This is a genomic window from Mesorhizobium sp. M6A.T.Cr.TU.014.01.1.1 (assembly GCF_004022765.1).
In the GTDB taxonomy this organism is placed as follows: domain Bacteria; phylum Pseudomonadota; class Alphaproteobacteria; order Rhizobiales; family Rhizobiaceae; genus Mesorhizobium; species Mesorhizobium mediterraneum.
Genome location: NZ_RZPG01000006.1, coordinates 223,802 through 243,689, shown reverse-complemented (window position 1 = coordinate 243,689; position 19,888 = coordinate 223,802). Strand labels below are relative to the sequence as shown.

Genomic DNA, 19,888 nt, shown 5'->3' with positions numbered 1-19,888 from the left:
CGCCTCTAGGGTGCATTTCCCGGAGCCTGCACGATGAACGAAGCTCAGGATCTGTTCTCGCTTCTGCGGCAATCGACCGATGTCGATCTACTGGCAATCGACGCGATCAAGCGAACCATCGAGGAGGGTAACGACCGCGAGCTTTGTCGCATCAATGTGCCAGCCTTCGCCAGCAAGCATGGCCTCGACGAGGAGCGCGCCATAAGCGCCTTTCTCCATGCGGCACGGGTGGGCATCTTCGACATTTCCTGGAATGTTCTATGCCCCGGCTGTGGCGGCGTGCTCGACACCAACGCCACGCTGAAAACCTTGCAGAAGGACGAATACACCTGCGCGCTATGCTCCGAGGGCTATTCGCCGACCCTCGACGAGATGGTCGAGGTGACATTCACCGTCAGCCCCCGCGTGCGCAGGATTGCCGCTCACAATCCACACGAATTGCCGTTGATGGAATATTTTCGCCAGATCTACTGGGCGTCCGGCGTCGATCTGCCGGAAGAGGATTTCGCGAAGAAGATGGAAGCATTCTCGCTGGAGGATATCGAGCTTGCCCCTGGTGAAAAGGCGGTTCTGCCCATACAGCTTCCGTCTGAATTCGTCATCGTCTTCGAGCCGGTCACCCATTCAGTGCAGTTCATCGACGGGAAGGGCGAACCAACAAAAGAGCGCCGAAGCCTCTCTTTGGTGTTCGACCGCGACCATGTCCAGAACCAGACGCTGGAGATGCAACCCGGCCCGTTGCGCATTTCGCTGGAGAACAGGACCGATGCCCGCGTGCTGCCGACGGTCTTCATCGCCGGCCAGGAATTGCATGACTTCCTGGGCAAACGCCGGCCCTTCCTGACCGCCAAGCGCCTGCTCACCAACCAGACTTTTCGCGATCTCTATCGCACGGATACGCTCGACATCAACCAGCGCCTGAAAATCACCAGCCTGACCTTCCTGTTCACCGACCTGCGCGGATCGACCGAGCTTTACGAGCGGGTGGGCGATCTTTCAGCCTTCGATCTCGTGCGCGAGCATTTCCAGGTTCTGCATGAGATCGTCGCGGCGGAGGCAGGCGCGGTGGTGAAGACGATCGGTGATGCGGTAATGGCGACCTTCGCGACGCCTGATCGTGCGATTGCCGCGGCCCTCAGGATGCGCGATGCCATGCGTGAGCTCAACGACAAGAGCGGGCGCGAGGATCTGCTGCTCAAGATCGGAGTCCATGCCGGCCCCTGCATCGCCGTGTCCATGAACGAGCGACAGGACTATTTCGGCCAGACGGTCAACATTGCTTCACGGGTTCAGAACCTTGCCAACGCACAGGCGATCTTCGCCACTCGTGCGGTGGTCGACGACAATCTCACCGCCGATCTGTTGCACAGGAACGCGCTGACGCCCGTGCCCCACGAGGTCTCGCTGCGCGGCATTGAGCGGGAGATAGCAGTCTATACGATCCCCTGAAGACTTGGCCCCTGAAGACTTGGCCCCTGAAGATTTGGCCCCTGAAGATTTGGGTCGTCTCGGCCCCTCAGACGCGCCTGCAGAGGAAATAACGATCGGCGGGCTCCGAAGTCGGCGGCGGGAGGCGTTGCAGCAGCGGGTGATCGAGCGGCGTGCCACTGACCGCGAAGCCGCCGACGCGAAGCAGGCGCGCAATCAGATCGGGAAGCCAGGTAGCGGTCACTGCATCGCGATCGTCATAGCCGGTGCCGATGTCGGCATGAACAAGAGCGGCGTCGATGCCAATGAACTTGCGGGCCGTCTCGCTTATTTCGCCGAGCACGAGGTTTTCAGCTTCGGGAATTGAGCTGGCGTGTGCGCCAACTTCGCGGTCGAACACCACGATCCGGCGCCCGGGCAGGCGCTCGCGCAGATGGTGGAACGTCCGGCCATTGCCGAGGCCGAGCTCGAGCACAAGCCCCTCCATCTTCGCCACCTCGGGGCAGATTTGATTGAGAATGTCGCGCTGTGCGGTCATCCTGCTGATGAAATTATCAAGGCGACTCATATGCGATTTTATGTCCTGAACCAGCAGCCCCGATCGAGGCTTGTCGCATATAGAGGCGAACGACAAACCCTGCAATAACCCAACCGGCCGCCGACAAGCGTCATACCGGGTGGAGTCGGCGGCCCGGCGCGCGGCGGAACAGCGATCTCACTTGTAGGGGTCTGCGGCGTCCCGCAAGCCGTCGCCGAGGAAGTTGAACGCCATGATGACGAGAATGACGGGGAGCATCGGCAAAAGCAGCCATGGATAGAAAGCGATGACGCTGACGCTGCGCGCCTCGGTGAGCAGGATGCCCCAGCTGGTTATCGGGGCCCTCAGGCCGAGCCCGAGGAAGCTCAGCGCCGTCTCGCCCAGGATCATGCCGGGGATGGAGATCGTCGCCGTCGCGATCAGATGCGACATGAAGCCGGGAATGAGATGCCGCCCGATGATGCGGCTGCTTCTGGCGCCCATCAATTGCGCGGCCAGAACATAATCCTCCTCGCGCAAGGCTAGAAGCTTTGAACGCACGGCCCGCGCCAGTCCGGTCCAGTCGAGCAGCCCGAGGATGACGGTGATGCCGAAATAGATCAGGATCGGACTCCAGGTTATCGGCATGATCGCCGCCAGAGCCAGCCACAGCGGAATGCTGGGGATCGATTGCAGAACTTCGATTATCCGTTGAACGATCAGGTCGAAGATACCGCCGTGATAGCCGGCCAGTCCGCCGATGACAATGCCGAGCAGGAAGCTGAAACTGATGCCGACGAGGCCGATTGTCAGTGAAATGCGTGCGCCATAGATCATGCGCGAGAGCACATCGCGTCCCAGCCTGTCAGTGCCGGCTAGAAAGAGCTGGCCGTTTTCGGCAGGGCAGACAAAATGCCTGTCACCTTCGATCAAGCCCCAGAACTGATAACTGTCGCCCTTGCAGAAGAAACGGATCCGCTGAACATCATCCTTTTTCTCGATGTAGTTCCGCTTGAGCGTGTCCATATCCAGCGTCATCTGGCGGCCATAGACGAACGGACCGACGAACTGGCCGTCGTGGAACAGGTGCACCCGCTGCGGCGGCGAATAGATGTAGTCCATGTTGCGCGTGTGCAGATTGTAGGGCGCCAGGAACTCGCAGATCAGTATCCCGAAATAAAGCGCCGCCAGGAATATGCCGGATATAACGGCAAGCCGGTGCTTCCGGAATTTCCACCACATCAGCCGCAACTGCGACGCCTGAAAGACTTTCGACTGCTCCGGCGTCATCGCCTCGACCGACTGCAGGTCAAAGGGCGCGGTGGAAACATAGTGCTGCAGTGGAGCACCCGGAGCGGGCAGGGGCGAATGCGTGTTCATTTGGTGCTGCCGCCCTGCAAACGAATTCGTGGATCAAGCAGCGCCAGCGCTAGGTCGGAAATCAGGACACCGATGACCGTCAGGAAGGCGAGGAACATGAGGAACGACCCTGCCAGATACATGTCCTGGCTTTGCAGCGCCTTGATCAGCATCGGCCCGGTCGTTTCCAAAGACAGCACTATCGCGGTGATTTCGGCGCCGGAGATGATGGCCGGCAGGATAGAGCCGATGTCGGAAATGAAGAAATTGAGCGCCATGCGCAGCGGATATTTGACCAGCGCCTTGAACGGATGAAGTCCTTTGGCGCGCGCGGTCACGACATATTGCTTGTGTAGCTCGTCGAGAAGATTGGCGCGCAGCCGCCGGATCATGCTTGCCGTGCCTCCGGTGCCGATGATCAAGACCGGAATCCAGAGATGGGCGAGGATCGACTTCGCCTTGGCCCAGCTCATCGGCTCGCCGAGATATTGCTGGTCCATGAGATGGCCGATGGATGTGCCGAACCAGATGTTGGCGAAATACATCAGGATCAGCGCCAGCATGAAGTTCGGAATCGCAAGGCCGAGAAGGCCGAAGAAAGTCAGGCCGTAGTCGCCCCAGCTGTATTGATGCGTGGCGGAGTACATGCCGATCGGAAAGGCGATGAGCCAGGTGAAGATGATCGTGACGAAGGAAACCAGCACCGTGAGCCACATTCGGTCCCCGACGACATCGCGAACCGGCAGCTCATATTCGAAGGAATAGCCGAAATCGCCGTGTAGCATCCCGCCGACCCAGTAGAAGTAGCGAATGAGCGGTGGCTGGTCGAAACCATATTCCTCGCGCATCATCTCGATGCGGTCGGAATCCACCGCTTCGCCCTGAGCCCGAAGCTCGGCAACATAGCTGTCGAAATAGTCGCCTGGTGGAAGTTCGATGATCGTGAACACCAGTGCCGATATGACCAGCAGCGTTGGAACCATCACGGCAATGCGCCAGACAAGATATCGAAGCACGCTCAGGAGTCTCCAAGCCAGAATGTATCCGGCATGTAGACACCGAAATAGGCGGTCGGGTCGTAGCCGTAGAGAGCCTTGTCAGGCAGATTGCGCAGCCGCGAGGACGCCAGAACCGGCTGATGCGTTCCGTTCACGGTGCCGATGGAAAACACCTGATCGGTGTAGATCGACAGCATCGAGTTCCAGATTTCGGCGCGCTCCGTGGCTTCGGTAGATGCGTTCCAGCGCTTGAGTAAAGCCATCAACTCGACCACAGGCGGAAGATCGGGCGCCTCACCGACCTTGCCATGAGACAAGTAGTGGGCACCCCAGAGCGGCCATTGCAGCTGGTCGTCGATGGTGGGGGCCAGCTGGTACGGGTTCATGTCGGCGGTCGGCACGCCATTGTCGATGCCCGACCACATCGACATCATGACCTGGCCGCCAAGCGCGCGGCTGCGGAAGATATCGCGCTGCGAAGTCCGGATGAACAGGGCGATGCCGATCTTGCGCCAGTGATCGGTGATGAGTTCGAGCGCGTCGGTTTCCAGCGTGCTTTCGCCGGCCGTTTCCACTATGATCTGCGCAGGGCGTCCATCGGGAAGTATCCGCAGGCCGTCATCGTCACGCGTCTGAAGCCCGACCTCGTCGAGCAGGGCGTTGGCCTGGTCTGGATCATGGGCGACCCAGGCTTTCGCGAATTCCGGCCGGTAGAGCGGGCTCTCCGGCAGGACCGTATCGGCACTTTCCTGTGCCAATCCGTAGAACACAGCCATATTGATCTCGCGCCTGTCCACAGCGAGCGAAAGGGCACGGCGCACGCGCACGTCACGAAAAAGGCCACGCCACACCTGGTCGGAACAATTCAGATTGGGCAGCAGCGCCAGCCGCGAACCCTGTGTGCGTTTCCAGAGATGCATCTTCACCGGGTAGCGCTTCTCCGCGTCCTTCAGGAAGGAGTAATCGCTGAAGTCAATTCCCATGCATTGCAGGTCGCTCTCGCCCGCACCGGTCTTGGCCGAGATGATCGCCGACGAGCTGACATTCATGACGATCCGGTCAACATAGGGCAGTTGCCGGCCATTCTCGTCCATTCGATGAAAGAACGGGTTGCGCTCGAAGACGAATTGCTCGGCCGGCGGTTTGGTCCGGTTCTGCCAGGGATCGAGCGTCGGCAGTTCCGGGTTCTCCGGGCGATACTGCCGCGACATGCGGATATGCAGGAGCGTCCATTTCTTGGCCCGGTTCTCCTTCATCAGGCCGGCGAGCCGGAATGGATCCTGGTATTTCTTGTGGAACTGCTTGAGATAGGCGGCCGGCAGAACAAGCGATAGCGGCGAAGCAGCAGCGAGCTTGGGCAGGAAGTCGGGATTGGGCGCATTCCAACTATAGCGGACCGTCAACGGATCGACGATCTCGAAGCGTGGCGGCCTGCCGTCCGCCAGCAGGGTCGGGGCAAGCCCGCCCTGCGAAAGCTCATCATTCAGCCAGACATCTTCCCAGCAATAGCGAAAATCCTCCGGCGTCAGCAGGCTACCATCAGACCATTTATGCCCTTCCCGAATCTTGAAAGTGAAGACGCGATCATCCGCTACGTCGAAACTTTCGAGAATGTCGGGTTGCAAGTTAAGCTTTTCGTCATAGCCGACCAGGCGAGCATATCCGTAGATCGTCATCATCCGGATATCTTTCTGGCTGCCGATGATCGTGCGCAGCGTGCCGCCATACTGGCCGGGCTGCCGGCCCATCGCGGCGAGGTTCAACGCGCGCGGGCTCTTGGGCAAGCGTTCGGCGAGTGCCGGCAGCGCCCTGGCCTTCAGCCGCGGCTGAAGAAATTCCGGCTCCAGATCGCCGGCGCGCGACGTGCCCGGCAGAAATGCCGAAGCCATGAGTCCAAGGACGGTGCGCCGGCTGATCAATGGCGTAACTCGCTGACATCGGCCGTACGCCGGGCCAGCACGAGGTGGCCGCCGCCAAGGTCGAGCGGCGACAGCATGCCCTCGTCGCCTTCGTCGCGGAATTGCGGTCCCCATGCGCTGGTGTCGGATGCGCCGCCGAGCTGCAGCGTCTTGAAATCCATCGGCCTGTCGAGATCGGGGAAAGGTACTGCAGCTACTAGTGAGCGCGTGTAGGGGTGGACCGGTTTCCTAAGCAGAATTTCGCGCGGCGCGAGCTCGACGATACGCCCGCCGCACATCACCGCGATGCGGTCTGCCATGTAGTCCACCACCGCCAGGTTGTGGGATATGAACAGGTAGGTCAGGCCCAGTTCCGTCTGCAGGTCCTTCAGAAGGTTCAGGATTTGCGCCTGGACAGAGACATCGAGTGCCGAAACCGGCTCGTCGCAGATCAGGAGTTCAGGCCCCAGCGCCAACGCGCGCGCGATGCCGATACGCTGACGCTGCCCGCCGGAGAAACTGTGCGGATAACGCTTGATGAAGCGCGGATCGAGCCCGATTGCCTGCATCAGGCTCTTGACCGTGGCGAGTCGGGACGCGGCATTGCCACGTTGATGGATTTCCAGCGGCTCGCTCAAGATGTTCTCCACCGTCATGCGAGGTGAAAGCGACGAAACCGGATCCTGGAAGACCATCTGGATTTTCGCGCGCAGCATGCGCAGGGCGTCTCCCTCGGCTTCCAAGACGTCGATCGGACCATCGCGGCCGTTGAAGATCACAGAGCCGCCGCTAGGGGTGACAGCCCGCATGAGGATCTTGCTGACGGTGGTTTTGCCGCAGCCGCTTTCGCCGACAAGACCCAGGCACTCACCCCGCCTGATATCGAAGCTCACGCCGTCCACGGCGCGAACAGAGGCTTGATGATCTTCGCCGAACCATCCGGACTTGCGGATGGTGAAGGTCTTTGTCAGATCCCTGACCGACAGCAGGATGTCGTCCGGCCCCTTCGATGCCGGCGCCGTCTGCTTGCCGAGCAGGTTCCCGACATTCACCGGCACCTCGCGGAGCGCCTTTAGCCTTTCGCCAGGCTTCAGGTCGAAATGCGGAACGGCTGCCATCAGGCCCTTCAGGTAAGGGTGGCCTGGCCGGCGGAATATCGCCTCCACAGGTCCCGCTTCCATGATCTCGCCCTGGTACATGACCACCACCTCGTCGGCGACATTGGCGACCACGCCAAGGTCGTGCGTGATCAGCAGCATCGCCATGTTCAGCTTCGTCTGAAGCTCGCGCAGCAATTGCAGGATTTGCGCCTGGATGGTGACGTCCAACGCCGTCGTCGGCTCGTCGGCGATCAACAGGGCGGGCCGGCAGATAAGCGCCATGGCGATCATGGCGCGTTGACGCAATCCTCCCGAAAGTTCAAAGGGATACATGTCATAGGCGCGCTTGGGGTTGGGAAAGCCGACAAGGCCGAGCATTTTCTCGGTCCGCGCCTTGCGCTCCACCCGAGCCATGGGCGTATGAATCTGCAGGGATTCGCTGACCTGATTGCCGATCGTGTGCAGCGGCGACAGTGATGTCATCGGCTCCTGAAAGATCTTGCCGATGCGGCTGCCTCTCAACGCCCGGATTTCGGGTCCGTCACGCGGCATCTGCAGGATATCCTGCGTCGTGCCGGGCTTTTCAGGATCGGAAAACAGGATACGGCCGCGAACATGGGCTGTGTTCGGCAAAATGCCCATCACTGCCTGGCTGAGAACCGATTTTCCGGAACCGGACTCGCCCACAAGCGCGGTAACCTTGCCGGGCAGGACGCGAAGATTTGCACGCCTGACGGCATGCAAGGGTCCCCCGATAATGGCAAAAGAGATGCCAACATCCTCGATCCGCAGCAGATCAACACCCGAATTCATTCTCAGACCAGCCCCACTCTGGCGGCCTGCCAGGCGGCAGGCCCAAAAAGCGAGACTAGCGTATTGCCAGCCTAGAGCAACTTGGATTCGAAACGGTCGCCAGTTCCCTGGCGGAACCGGCGACCGGACTGCATACCAAGGCGTTCGGATCAGATCGCGGCGGTTACTGGAGCTTCCTCGGGTCGGCCGCCGACAGCCGCGCGGCATCGCGATGAAGCAGCATGACCTGCTCGGCGTCCGATATTCGGTCGTAAATCGGCTCCAGCGCACCGTCTTCATCGAGCGCGAGAGCACCCGACAGATCGGGTGAAAGCACCGTCAGCTTCTGCTTGATGCCCGCCAGTTCCTCCTTGCCGAGCGTCAGCCAGCTGTTGGCGCCGCAATAGCTGGCGAAGTCTTTGCTGGCGAGAACGCTGTGCGGATGTTTCTTGGTCAGGGTCTGGAGGCGCTGGACCTCGTTTACAGCCGAGCCGAAGACAGAGAATGTGAGCCGGTCTGTAAGCCCGACATTGCCAAACATCACATTGCCGACATGCAGGCCGATACCAAACTTTATGTCGCCTAACCCCTGCTCCTTTCTGCGCAGATTGAGATCCATTATGCGCGCGCTAGCCTTGTGCGCTGCCGCAAGAGCAGCCTGGCAAGCGATCTCGGACTGCGAGCGATGCCTTTCGCAAGGGTAGACGGCAATGAAGCCATCACCTATGAAACTCATGATCTGCCCGCCGCTGCGATTGAAAGGTGCGGCAACGGCGTCGAAAAACTGGTTCAGCGTATCGATATAGATTTCGCGGCCGGAGGTTTCGGCAAGCCTTGACGACCCGCGCATATCGGCCATGACCAGTGCGGCCCGGATTGTATCGCCCTCGCCGCGCTTGATCTGGCCGTCCAGCACGCGCCTGCCGGCGTCGCCGCCGAGATAAGTGGTCATCATGTTGTCGGCGAGCTTGGTGAGCACCGCCATCTTGGTTGCGATGGCGAGATGGTTCTGGATGCGCAGCAGCGCCGAAATCATGCTGTCGCTGAAGCCTGCAGCACTGTCGGTGGACCAAGATCCCAGCATGCCCTGACTGGTATTGCCGCTGAAGGGATGCACGAAAGCCATGTAATCGGTGACGCCCATAAGCCTGAGGTCATCGAAAACAGGAAATTCCGACGACACTGACGGGTCGAGCCGGCGCCGCAGATGGTCGAGCTTGTTGCTGAGCAGATGATAGTATGGGCTGGTCAGGAATCTGTCAGAATGAACGCCGTCCTCCTTGCGGAAGCCTTCCACTTCCAGGCCCTGGCCGCGGAGCCAGGTGAAGCCAAGCGCGTCATAAAGCGGATGAAGCATCGAAAAGCTCAAATGCACCCGCTTCAACGGCAGGCCGGCAGCAGCCAGCCGTTCACAAAAGCCCTTTACCAATGTTTCCAGGTCGTCGCCCGCCAGCGCCGATTGGGTCAGCCAATCGGCAACCTTATCCATGAGAATGGCAGAAATTTCTGCTTGCGCTGTGCTCATGCTGTCTCCGAACTCTTGGGCCTCATGTGGCGAGGCTGCCGGCGGGATGCAATCACGATCCTGACAGCGGGCAAAAAATTCGCCGGCTCGGACGCCATCAGGCCTTCACCACCGTCTCTCGGGCTAGCCCGAGGCGGCCAAAAACATTGCGTGTGTCGACGATCAGAGGAGCGTGATCAGCGATCGCCTGATAGTCGATCGCGTCGTGGTCGGTTGCAACGACGACAGCGTCGAAATCCTTCAAGGCCGCCTCGGTCAAGTCGACCGAGCGACGCCCCTTGATCGCCATATGCTCCCGTGTGGTCGGGATTTCGGTAACATGCGGATCGTGGAATTCCGCCTTGCCGCCCCATTCCTCGATGAGTTCAATGAGCCGCAATGAGGGGCTTTCGCGGATGTCGGGCACATTCTTCTTATAGGCGAGCCCGATGATGAGAATGCGCGAGCGGCTGAGCGCCTTGCCGTGGCGCCGGTCCAGCGCCTTCGCCAGTTCATCGACCACATGACGCGGCATAGCCGTGTTGATCTCTGCGGCCAGCTCGATGAAGCGGGTCGGCAGTTCGTATTCGCGCGCCTTCCACGTCAGGTAGAAGGGATCGATCGGAACGCAGTGCCCGCCAAGTCCAGGGCCAGGATAGAAAGGCATGTAGCCGAAGGGCTTGGTCTTTGCCGCCTCGATCACCTCCCAGATGTCGATGCCCATCGCACCGAGCACGACCTTCAACTCGTTGACGAGGGCTATGTTGACCGAGCGGAAGATGTTTTCCGTCAGCTTGACCGCCTCGGCGGTCGCCGTGGTGGAAACCGGAACGACGGTCTTGACCACGCCCTGGTAGAAAGCCTGCACGAGCGTCGCCGCTTCAATGCCGTCACCTGCCACGACCTTGGGGATCGTCGCGACTTCAAAGCTGCGGTTGCCGGGATCCTCGCGCTCGGGCGAGAAGCCGAGGAAGAAGTCTATCTTCGACTGCAAGCCGGTCTTTTCCAGTATGGGCTTGATCACGTCGTCGGTGGTGCCAGGATAGGTGGTCGATTCCAGCACGATCAGCTGGCCGAGACGTAAATGCTTCGCGATGGTGCCTGCCGTGTTTCTGACAAAGGAGAGGTCCGGCTCTCGGTGTTTCGTCAGCGGTGTCGGAACGCAGATGATGATGACATCGCAGACGGCCAGTTCGGCAAAATCCGCAGTGGCGCGGAACCGTCCGATCGCCACCTCGCTGGCAAGGGCTGTGGACGTCACCGCCTCAATATAGGACTGGCCGTTGTTCAGGCTCTCGACCTTCTGGGCTTCGACGTCGAAGCCGGAAACCGGGAAGCCGGCGCGTGCGATCGCAACCGCCAGCGGCAACCCGACATAGCCCAGTCCGATCACGCCGACTTGCGCGGCACGCGTCGAAATCCGGTTCAGAAGACGGTCATATGTCGATCGTGAGGCGTCCAAAAATCTGCTTCCCGTCAATTCGGACAGGCTGTCCGCGCCCATGGCGAGGCGCACCATGGTCCCAAGAACCATTGCCGAGGCATATTGCGGAAAATCGGTTTCCGCAAGCCGTCATCAGACCGGCACCTTCGCCTTCAGGCTTGCGGCAGCAATCGCATAGCCGCCGGCGGCGCCATCGATGAAATGAACGTGATCGCGCTGCAGCGGCGATGCGACGAGGCATGTCATCAAGGCCGATTTCTGGCGGTGCAGGCCATAGTTGCAGATGCCCGCCTCTTCCGCCTGTTTCAGCCGGTTCTCGATCCGTTGCATCACATCCGCGTCAACGTCGATGGTCATCTTCAAGCCGTCGTCGAACTTCCGGAAATCCGAATTGCTGGCCACGTCGCGTTTGTAGATCTTCGGATCGAAACTGCCGATCGTCCAGCCATATCTATCCGTAACAGCCGTAAGCGTCATCAGGAACACTACCCACAGCTTCGATAGCCACCGCCATCCTGCGGGTGCCATGGCCCGCGCCTCGATATCGAGGCCGGCGGGCAGAAAACTGTAGCTCGGCCCGTTCACCGGCACCGGGTGGCCATCGCGTTCCTGCCTGCCGGCAAGGGCGATGATGTCGGAAGCCAGAAACTGAAAACCGCGCAGGTCGCGCAACGCCCCCGGTACGGCTATGATCGAGACGATTTCGCCATGCCGGGCTTCGATCGGGTTCCAGCGGCAGGAGAGGCCGGTCAGATCCGGCCGCGCGCCGGCCGGCGCAGGATCGATGCGGTAGCGCCCGGCTTTCATCTCGGCTTCCGCCCAACTGCCGCCACCTCCGGCGAACATGGCATAGAAGACCGCTTCGGAGGCCTGGAACCTCGCCACGCGAACGTCGAGGCCTTGCGCTCTTATATCCTTTATCGGCACGATTGCGGCACGCAAGGTCAGATCCAGTTCGTCCGCCACCCATCTCTGGACAGCCGCCAGCGCGTTGCGGATGATCTCCAGCGCCGAGCCAGGAAACGCCACGAGCGCGCCGTCGCCGCCGAAGACAAAGGGAAGATCTTGCCTACCCAGCGCATTGAGCAGCGCCGAAATGACGCTGGCACCGGCCATATTGACGGTTTTATAGCGCCCCGCCTCGATCGCCTTGGTCGAGCCGACGATGTCTGCGGTGGCCAGCGCCCAGCCATCGGGGAGAGGCCGATAGTTATCGATATCGGCAACGCTTTCGAACCTTGCGAAGACCGGCAAAGAAGCGACAAACGGGTCGGACGCGGCAGCTGTTTCCATGAGCATCAGATAGCACATTCCAGTGCTTGAAGGTGAAGTCGATCATGGTTCGAAATTGACTTGCGCAGGCTTTCCGATGATAGGGTCCGGCGATGCGAATTGCTTTCTACGCGCCGCTGAAGTCACCCAATCATCCCGTTGCCTCCGGCGACCGCCAGATGGCACGGATGCTGGTCAAGGCGCTGGAGCATGGTGGGCATAGCGTCGAACTGGCATCCGAATTGCGCTTGTATCTACGCGGACCGGAGTCGAAGAGTTTCGATGCGCTCAAGACCGAGGCCCGAGAGGAGGCTGCGCGGCTGACCAAGCTTTGGGATCGTGACGGCAAGCCCGATCTCTGGTTCTCCTATCATCCCTATTACAAGGCGCCCGACCTGATCGGGCCCGAGCTGGCGTCGGCCTTTGCTGTCCCCTACGTGACAGCGGAAGCCTCCTATTCGAGGCGGCGCAACGCCGGCTTGTGGGCCGATACGCAAGCGTTGGTGGCGCGAGCCGTCGAACAGGCAGCGCTGAACATCTGCTTCACGCAAAGGGATCGTCAGGGACTGACAGATGCGATTCCCGACGCCGCTCTCGGCATGCTTTCGCCATTCATCGACACATCGGTATTCCGGGAACTGCCGGCACGGGGTTGTCCGACGCGCCTCGTTACCGTCGCCATGATGCGCCCGGGCGACAAAGTCGAAAGCTATCGCATGCTGGCGCAGGCGCTCGGTCCGATCGGCCACGTGCCCTGGACCATGTCGGTCGTCGGGGATGGGCCTGCCCGTGACGAGGTCAAAGCGCAATTCGCCGGCTTGCCCGCCGACCGTATCGAATGGCTTGGCGCGATTGAGCCAGCCGCCGTGCCGGATGTCCTCTACCGTGGGGGAATTTACGTCTGGCCGGGTTATGGCGAGGCCTATGGCGTTGCCTATCTTGAAGCGCAGGCCGCCGGCCTTCCGGTGGTGGCTCAGGACATCGCCGGCGTGCCGGAGGTCGTGCGGGATGGCCAGACCGGGTTTCTCACCCCGCCGGGCGATGTGGCGGCGTTCGCTTCTGCCATTGAAAGGCTTCTGGCCGGCAATGACGAAAGAACCATCATGGCCGCGGAAGCCAGGCGTTTCATCCTCGAAGAACGTTCCCTCGGTGTTGCAGCGGCGCGTCTGGCCAAACTTCTTGCGAAGATCCCGGTTTCATGACATCCGATCAGATCTGGCAGCCCTTGGTGGAAGAACTGGCGTGCCTGCAACGGGCGGACCGTAAGGCAGAGTTCTGGCTGCGCGACGACGACGCCGTGGATCCGACGCCTGCGCTCGATCGGCTGCTCGACCTTACCGGTAAATTCGCGGTTCCGGTCACTCTGGCCGTCATTCCGGCCCTGACTGATGAGAAGCTTGTCGTCCGGCTTGCCGAGGCGCCGCATGCCACGGTCGCCATCCATGGCTGGGCGCACCGAAATCATGCGCCCGAGGACCAGAAAAAGCAGGAACTCGGCGCGCATCGGCCACGCGAGGCGGTGCTCGATGATCTGGCTCGAGGGCTGACGCACGTAACCGACCTGCACCGCGCATGTGCCGTTCCGATGCTGGTGCCACCTTGGAACAGGATCGACGCCGGCTTGGTATCCGACCTTGGATCGATAGGATTTTCGGCATTGTCGGTCTATGGGCCGCCGAGGCCGGCTTCACTTGCAGTCATCAACAGCAATGTCGACATCATGGATTGGCATGGCACGCGCGGCTGCCGCGATCATGGCCTATTGGTTCAGGCTATCATCGCGCAATTGCAGCATGCAATCGACGGCGGCGAACCGGTCGGCCTGCTCACCCACCATCTCGTGCATGATGAATCGGCCTGGCTCTTCCTCGAACGGCTGTTCACAGTCACCACACAGACTGAAGCCTGCGCATGGCTTCCGATCAGGACATTGATCGGGCGCAGCGCCGCTAGAGCAATTCCAGGAAAAGTGTGAGCGGTTTTCCCGGGAAAAGCGCGTAGCGCTTTCCCTTGGGAATTGCGTCAAAACAGATAGAGAGGAAAATAGCTCAGCGCTTTTTGCGCAATGAGACTGGAAATTTGAGCGTCTGGCCATCCCGCGCGGCAAAAGCGCCGGTAAACCTGTCTTTGGCCAGTTTCTCGATCTCGTCCAGTTCCTCGTCGGTCCGTGTCGGATCGTGGTGAAACAGCGCAAGCCCCCGCGCACCGGCCGCCTCACAGAGCTTGACGCCCTGTTGCCATGTCGAGTGCCCGTAACCGCGGCGGCGTTCCATTTCCTCCTCGGTATAGGTGCAATCGTAAATGACGAGGTCGGCATCTTCGATCAGGCCGAGCACCGCCTGATCGAGTTTGTCCGGCTCGTGCTCAGTGTCTGTGATCACCGCCACGACGCGGCCGCCCCATTCGACCCGGTAGCCTATGCAGCCGCCCGGATGGATAAGGCTGCCGGTTCGGATCACCACCCCTTCGCGCGGCCGAAGCACGTCTCCGGATACGAAATCGCGATAGTCGAGGCTTGCCTTGCAGATCTCCAGTTTCACCGGAAACCACGGCGGCCGCATGAACTCATCGACCATCTGCCGGGTCGTCATGTGTCCTGCAAGATGCCCGGACCAAAGCGTAACCTTGGCGCTCCGGTCATAGATCGGCGCAAAAGAAGGCAACCCGATGATGTGATCGTAGTGGCAATGGGTGAAAAGCAGGTCGAAATCGGTCACGGCCAACGCCTGAAGCGCCCCGCCGGCAGGCCGTAGGCCAGAGCCCGCGTCGAACAGAAGCGTATGCTTACCGCATCGCATCTCAATGCAGATTGTGTTGCCGCCATAGCGAGAGAATTCTGGCCCTGATACCGAAATGCTGCCGCGCACACCCCAAAACCTGACCAGGAAAACGTCGTCGTCCATGCTACCCCTTCGCCCATCTTAGCCAAACAACTGCTGCTATGCGAGACAGGCTTTCTCCGGGCGACCTTCTCAGCAAGAGGACAATGCCATCACGACGGCGAGAATTGAGTGCACGTCTTCGTTATTTGGCGCTTCGTGCGTCGATCAGATCCGCGGTCGTATGGCTTAGGCGATCGGCAAGAACCCGCAATATCTCGATGGTCATTTCCGGGAACTCCCTCATAAGCCTCAGGAAATGATCCTTACGGATTCTCAAGACTTCCAGCGGACTTGCCGCTCTGACGGTGGCAGTGCGGGAGCTGTTGCACAATATGGCGATCTCGCCAACAATCGAATTTGACTCCAGTTCGGCAACTTTTATCGGTCCGCTGTCGGAATCGACCAGAATATCCGCCCTGCCTGAAAGGATGACATAGGCGGCGTCTCCCTCGTCGCCCTGCCGGAAAAGGATCTGGCCGGCGCTGTAGCTCACACGATCGGATGTGAACGCAAGCAGCTTGAGCTTTGTCGGCTCGATGGCAGCGAACAAGGGAACGCGTTGCAGCATTCCAACTTCATCCTTGAGCAGCATTGTCGCAAACCTTCCCAATTCGCTTTTGCCAGACTAGACCAACGGACGCCCAGATGGAATCAATTCTGTTTCCGGGATGGCGAGACGAACCACGCGAATGGTAGCGAGCCCGGATCAGGTGCAAACCTCAATCCCTTGACCTTGCAACAAGTTCCCACCGGCAGAATGATCCCATCGGAATGTCCAAAGCTCTATGACAGCAGTTCCTTGAAGATACCGTCCCCTGCCAAAAGTGTCTCGTGTGTTCCGTCTTCCACCAAACGACCCGAGTCGAAGACGACAACGCGATCGAACATCATCGCCATTGCCGGATTCGTCACGACCCACACAATTGCCGGCGAATGGCCGTCGCGTCTGGCTTCCTCGAGAACGTTTCGCAGCACCTTATCCTGCATGCGCTGGTCGAGCGCCGACAGCGGCCGGTTGAGAATGAGAAAATCGGGACGCTTGATCAGGGCCCGGGCAACATCGAGCTTCTGTCGCTGTCCACCGGTCAGCCGCCTGCCACCGGAGCCGACGTTGAAGTCCAGGCCGACATCCAGAAGTTCGTCATAAAGCCCCAGTTCGTCAAGGATGTCATAGACGATAGACCGTATACGGTCCGGCGCGTCGGGATGGTTGGTGCCCACACGCCCGAACAGGACATTGTCCATGACGGTAGCCGCGGCAATGTATTTGGCAGGATCATATCGTTCGACTGCATTTTGCAGCTCGGGCGGCAGGTTTTCATAGAAACGGTTGCGTGCAGCGACGATCTTGCTCATGAGCTCGTCGCTCAGCAGACCGAAGCGGTGCCGGGGCTCGATATAGTTAAAGCTCAAGGTGATGATCATGGCGCGGTCGTTCTCCGAAACCGCCTCGTAGGGACGGTTCTTGAGCCGTTGCAGCAAGCTTTCGTAGGCGGGTATCTCCTCGGCGCTCATGAAGGCGAGCTGCTGGAAGAACTGGTGATCGGGCGGCAGGTCGGCGAACAGCTCGATCGCCTGTTCGGCGATCTCCATGCCCATTTCGTAGAACGTGCGGTCGAGGCCGACTTGCTTCAGCACAGAAGCAAAATAGGGATTGGCCGCCAGAGCCCTGTCGGCCAGTTCGGGGCCGGCGGCAGCGCCGAAGAGCAGGTTTTGGCCAATCGTTGCTTCCTTGTTGTACGCGCCCGGTTCGAAAGGAGCCACCAGTCCGCTCAGCCCTTCGTGCTCCAGCCGGGTTCGCAGCGCCGCACGCAGTTCGATGATCCGCCTGGCAAGCTCCGTGTGACGCGTGAGGTCGGCCGAAGAGCGCAAGCCAAGATCCAGAATGTCGCGCGACAGAACAACCGCGTCGAGCACCCGGCGCACGGCTTCAAAGAGGTCGTGCGGGCCGGTAGCGCCAGCGGAAGCATAGTTGATCCAGTCGCTGTGGATATCAAGCTCCGGATTGCCCGACCGACGCGCCTCGTCGATGTTCCAGCGGCGCTGGTCTGCCGCAGCACCCTCATAAGTCACCGATGTCAGCGGCGCATGCTTCAACCCGTAGAGCAGGTTATCGCGGAGGCTTGCCTGGAACAGGAAAACATCCGAAGAGGCATAGGACATGCGCCGGCCGGTCACTGCTTCGGGGAGTTCAAGCAGGTCGTCGGCGCCCGAAGCGACCCTTCCGCTGTCCGGCCGATTCAGCCGCGCGAAGGCTTCTGCTAGCGCCTCCGCTCCACCTGTTGTGGTGCTGACCAGCGCCACCGTCTCACCCGGCTTGACCTGGAGGGAGATATGATCGAGGAGCATTGCACCGCCATCGTCTGCCATGGACAGATTGATGGCCGACAGGGGGTTGGTCATCGGAGCGGGATCGTCGATCGTCAATGCCCCGATTGTCGGCGCAATGAGACCCTCGGCGGTAAACTGTTCAACGACCTGCTGATATTTGACCTGGACATCCTGCCGCGCCTGATCCCAATCGATCAGTTCTTTCATCGGTCCGGGCAGGTCCTTGTAGGCGCCGATCACGGCCACGAGCTGGCCGACGTCCAACCGGCCCTGGATGACCAGGTACCCGCCGATCATGTAGAACAAAAAGGGCGTGACCTGCGCGAGAAAATTGTTGAGGAACTTCACCATGAATTTCCATTGGTAAAGATCGAAACGGATTTTAAAGATAAGCCCGAGCCGGGCAGCTATGTCGGCCCGCTCGTAGTTTGATGTGTCGTGGACGTGCACCGCGCCGATGCCGTCGACGATTTCGCCAACCCGGCCCGAAAGCGCGCGCGCCGTCAACTGCCGCTCGCGCCCGAGCACGATCAGCCGCCGCCGCATTCGCGGGATGAGCACGATCTGGATCCCCACGATCACGGCCGCTATCATTCCCAGCCAGACGTTCTGGACCATGATGAACAGCATGGCCGTCAGCGCCTGGCCGCCGAGCAGCACCGGCTGCACGAAGGCATCGCCGATGAAGCCGCCCAGCGGCTCCACCTCGTCCTTCACCATGGTCGCCACTTCGGCGGATTTCACCCGCTTGAAGTAAACCGGCGGAAACCGCAGCACACGATCGACCAGATCGAAACGGATACGCCGCAGCATGCGTTCGCCGAGGCGGCCCTTGTAGGTGTTGATGTAGAGTTTGAACAGGCCGTTGATGATGACTAGCAAGAGAAACACAACGCTCAGCGCAAACAGCGTCTCCTTGCGATCGAGCTGAAAACCGGAGAAGAACTGGACCTCTCCAATGAACGGCAGGTTATAGTGTAGCCTCATGAATGGCTGGGTCGCGCCCGGTTGCTCGAAGCCGCCACCTTGGATCGGGCCGTTGACGATCAGCTTCGGCAGGTCGAAGGACATGAAATACGGGATCATCGAAAGCACGACGATCATCAATATCCAGAGTTGCTGCTTCTTGGTGTGCGTCCAGATATAGCGGGCTAGGCTGGGTTCCATATGCGGCTGTGGACCCTTCAGTTGGAAAGATGCAGGATGTAAAAGCACCTGCTGGCGAATGGCGTATCGGCGATTTCTTCGTCGCCAGCGGCAAGCTCGAAGCTGCAGTGCAGGGAGATTGTCCTGCGCTCAACGATGGAAGGAACCCGCGAGGCGGCGCGACCCAGTTCCGGCGCATGGTCGATGACAACGACATGGGCATTGTTGATCAGCGAAGAAAGCAGCTGGCCGAACGGTTCGCGGCTTCCGTAGGTTTTTGGCGAATAGCCGAGGCCCCGGCTGCGCGGCTGGTGCTGGCAGATGGACGCCGATGCTCCGGACAGATGCAACAGGCTCTCTCCGGCACCGGGCAATGGCGAAGCAGCTTGCAGCATAATCACATCCGCGAATCAACAGCCTTGCGCGAGGCAAGATTGCGTTGTGTCGCCCGAAATCCCAACATACAAGGCGAATATGATGGATGTCACGCAACCACGCAATGCCGGCATGGACTGGCACGAGCAAGCCTTGGACCTCACGCGGGGAATTGCTGCCTATGTCAACTGCCCTCTCGTGGCAGGGCTGGCGCGCGTCGTTACCAAGCATCCGAAGGCCGATATCGCCAACGCCTTCAACCACAAGCAGGTCGCCTGCAAGATGTGGGCGCTTGATAGGCTGTTCGAAAGCTGCGGCGGCCGGTTCGAGCGCATATGGGTTCTGGGTGGATGGTACGGCATATTGCCGGCAATGCTTTTCAACGACGCCCGCTTCGACATCGCGGCGGTCGATAGCATCGACATCGATCCCGAAGTCGCGCCGGTCGCCCGGACCCTCAACCGGGAAGCAGGCGACCGGTTCCGGGCGCTGACGGCAGATATGTACGCACTCGACTATGCGGCCGGGCGGCCCGACCTGACGGTCAATACGAGCTGCGAACACATAGCCGATCTGCGCGCCTGGCTTGCTCTGCTTCCGCGGGGCATGAATGTACTGCTGCAATCGAACGATTATTTCAGCGAGCCAACGCACATCAACTGCGTGGCTTCACTTGCCGCCTTCGAAGCAATGGCGGCGCTACGGGAGGTGCGGTTCTCCGGCGAACTGCCGACAAAAAATTATACGCGCTTCATGCTGATTGGAACTGTCTGATGCATTTCGCCCGCGTAGCGGTTTTGGGACAACGACGTGGATAAAAACAAGGACTTGAAGCGCGTCGC

16 protein-coding genes are annotated in these 19,888 nt (G+C 60.2%); 4 read left to right on the top strand and 12 right to left on the bottom strand.

From position 1 onward, the window contains the following. Positions 1-33: 33 nt before the first annotated feature. Positions 34-1,449 carry an adenylate/guanylate cyclase domain-containing protein gene (locus EN885_RS09435; RefSeq protein WP_095483614.1) on the top strand — a complete coding sequence of 472 codons (1,416 nt, stop codon included), beginning with the start codon at positions 34-36 and terminating at the stop codon, positions 1,447-1,449. A 67-nt stretch (positions 1,450-1,516) separates the two neighbouring features. Here the strand turns inward: EN885_RS09435 and EN885_RS09430 are convergent, their stop codons facing one another. From EN885_RS09430 to EN885_RS09395, 8 genes are all read right to left on the bottom strand, one after another. Next, positions 1,517-1,996, bottom strand: coding sequence for a class I SAM-dependent methyltransferase (locus EN885_RS09430; protein WP_128241302.1), 480 nt, complete (start codon positions 1,994-1,996; stop codon positions 1,517-1,519). A gap of 147 nt (positions 1,997-2,143) precedes the next feature. Beyond that, positions 2,144-3,325, bottom strand: coding sequence for an ABC transporter permease (locus EN885_RS09425; protein ID WP_095483616.1), 1,182 nt, complete (start codon positions 3,323-3,325; stop codon positions 2,144-2,146). Then, on the bottom strand, positions 3,322-4,320 hold the full coding sequence (locus EN885_RS09420; protein ID WP_095483617.1) for an ABC transporter permease: 999 nt from the start codon (positions 4,318-4,320) through the stop codon (positions 3,322-3,324). Before EN885_RS09420 ends, EN885_RS09425 begins: the two co-directional genes overlap by 4 nt. Before the next feature lie 2 nt (positions 4,321-4,322). Then, positions 4,323-6,221 (bottom strand): ABC transporter substrate-binding protein, encoded by a 1,899-nt coding sequence (locus tag EN885_RS09415; protein WP_126103593.1) that lies wholly within the window; start codon positions 6,219-6,221, stop codon positions 4,323-4,325. Beyond that, on the bottom strand, positions 6,218-8,113 hold the full coding sequence (locus EN885_RS09410) for an ABC transporter ATP-binding protein (protein WP_095483619.1): 1,896 nt from the start codon (positions 8,111-8,113) through the stop codon (positions 6,218-6,220). Before EN885_RS09410 ends, EN885_RS09415 begins: the two co-directional genes overlap by 4 nt. 163 nt (positions 8,114-8,276) lie before the next feature. Further along, positions 8,277-9,617: an adenylate/guanylate cyclase domain-containing protein gene (locus EN885_RS09405; RefSeq protein WP_095483620.1), complete on the bottom strand. Its 1,341-nt coding sequence runs from the start codon at positions 9,615-9,617 to the stop codon at positions 8,277-8,279. A gap of 97 nt (positions 9,618-9,714) precedes the next feature. Continuing rightward, the gene (locus EN885_RS09400; RefSeq protein WP_128241301.1) at positions 9,715-11,058 is read right to left on the bottom strand and encodes a nucleotide sugar dehydrogenase; all 1,344 of its coding nucleotides are present in this window, start codon (positions 11,056-11,058) and stop codon (positions 9,715-9,717) included. 114 nt (positions 11,059-11,172) lie between these two features. Continuing rightward, positions 11,173-12,333, bottom strand: a complete 1,161-nt coding sequence (locus tag EN885_RS09395) for a DUF3095 domain-containing protein (RefSeq protein ID WP_128241327.1) — start codon at positions 12,331-12,333, stop codon at positions 11,173-11,175. A 92-nt stretch (positions 12,334-12,425) separates the two neighbouring features. On the opposite strand from EN885_RS09395, the gene EN885_RS09390 reads away from it, so the two are divergent. Together EN885_RS09390 and EN885_RS09385 are read left to right on the top strand one after the other, a co-directional pair. Further along, complete coding sequence (locus EN885_RS09390) at positions 12,426-13,514, top strand: glycosyltransferase family 4 protein (protein WP_128241300.1); 1,089 nt, start codon at positions 12,426-12,428, stop codon at positions 13,512-13,514. After that, positions 13,511-14,287, top strand: a complete 777-nt coding sequence (locus EN885_RS09385) for a polysaccharide deacetylase family protein (RefSeq protein ID WP_128241299.1) — start codon at positions 13,511-13,513, stop codon at positions 14,285-14,287. Before EN885_RS09390 ends, EN885_RS09385 begins: the two co-directional genes overlap by 4 nt. Before the next feature lie 73 nt (positions 14,288-14,360). Here EN885_RS09385 and EN885_RS09380 read toward each other — a convergent pair whose 3' ends face one another. From EN885_RS09380 to EN885_RS09365, 4 genes are all read right to left on the bottom strand, one after another. Then, positions 14,361-15,215: an MBL fold metallo-hydrolase gene (locus tag EN885_RS09380; protein WP_128241298.1), complete on the bottom strand. Its 855-nt coding sequence runs from the start codon at positions 15,213-15,215 to the stop codon at positions 14,361-14,363. A gap of 121 nt (positions 15,216-15,336) precedes the next feature. Continuing rightward, positions 15,337-15,786, bottom strand: a complete 450-nt coding sequence (locus EN885_RS09375; protein ID WP_095483624.1) for a cyclic nucleotide-binding domain-containing protein — start codon at positions 15,784-15,786, stop codon at positions 15,337-15,339. 191 nt (positions 15,787-15,977) lie between these two features. After that, on the bottom strand, positions 15,978-18,692 hold the full coding sequence (locus tag EN885_RS09370) for an ABC transporter ATP-binding protein (protein ID WP_128241297.1): 2,715 nt from the start codon (positions 18,690-18,692) through the stop codon (positions 15,978-15,980). A gap of 17 nt (positions 18,693-18,709) precedes the next feature. Continuing rightward, positions 18,710-19,066 carry a hypothetical protein gene (locus EN885_RS09365; protein ID WP_127203879.1) on the bottom strand — a complete coding sequence of 119 codons (357 nt, stop codon included), beginning with the start codon at positions 19,064-19,066 and terminating at the stop codon, positions 18,710-18,712. A gap of 82 nt (positions 19,067-19,148) precedes the next feature. Between EN885_RS09365 and EN885_RS09360 the strand changes: the two genes are divergently transcribed. Next, positions 19,149-19,820, top strand: a complete 672-nt coding sequence (locus EN885_RS09360; protein ID WP_127203924.1) for a class I SAM-dependent methyltransferase — start codon at positions 19,149-19,151, stop codon at positions 19,818-19,820. Positions 19,821-19,888: the final 68 nt, after the last annotated feature.

Bases quoted from the DNA above. Each gene is read 5' to 3' on its own strand.
- EN885_RS09435 (WP_095483614.1), top strand. From the start codon at position 34: ATGAACGAAGCTCAGGATCTGTTCTCGCTTCTGCGGCAATCGACCGAT.
- EN885_RS09430 (WP_128241302.1), bottom strand. From the start codon at position 1,996: ATGAGTCGCCTTGATAATTTCATCAGCAGGATGACCGCACAGCGCGAC.
- EN885_RS09425 (WP_095483616.1), bottom strand. From the start codon at position 3,325: ATGAACACGCATTCGCCCCTGCCCGCTCCGGGTGCTCCACTGCAGCAC.
- EN885_RS09410 (WP_095483619.1), bottom strand. From the start codon at position 8,113: ATGAATTCGGGTGTTGATCTGCTGCGGATCGAGGATGTTGGCATCTCT.
- EN885_RS09405 (WP_095483620.1), bottom strand. From the start codon at position 9,617: ATGAGCACAGCGCAAGCAGAAATTTCTGCCATTCTCATGGATAAGGTT.
- EN885_RS09395 (WP_128241327.1), bottom strand. From the start codon at position 12,333: ATGGAAACAGCTGCCGCGTCCGACCCGTTTGTCGCTTCTTTGCCGGTC.
- EN885_RS09390 (WP_128241300.1), top strand. From the start codon at position 12,426: ATGCGAATTGCTTTCTACGCGCCGCTGAAGTCACCCAATCATCCCGTT.
- EN885_RS09385 (WP_128241299.1), top strand. From the start codon at position 13,511: ATGACATCCGATCAGATCTGGCAGCCCTTGGTGGAAGAACTGGCGTGC.
- EN885_RS09380 (WP_128241298.1), bottom strand. From the start codon at position 15,215: ATGGACGACGACGTTTTCCTGGTCAGGTTTTGGGGTGTGCGCGGCAGC.
- EN885_RS09375 (WP_095483624.1), bottom strand. From the start codon at position 15,786: ATGCTGCTCAAGGATGAAGTTGGAATGCTGCAACGCGTTCCCTTGTTC.
- EN885_RS09370 (WP_128241297.1), bottom strand. From the start codon at position 18,692: ATGGAACCCAGCCTAGCCCGCTATATCTGGACGCACACCAAGAAGCAG.
- EN885_RS09365 (WP_127203879.1), bottom strand. From the start codon at position 19,066: ATGCTGCAAGCTGCTTCGCCATTGCCCGGTGCCGGAGAGAGCCTGTTG.
- EN885_RS09360 (WP_127203924.1), top strand. From the start codon at position 19,149: ATGGATGTCACGCAACCACGCAATGCCGGCATGGACTGGCACGAGCAA.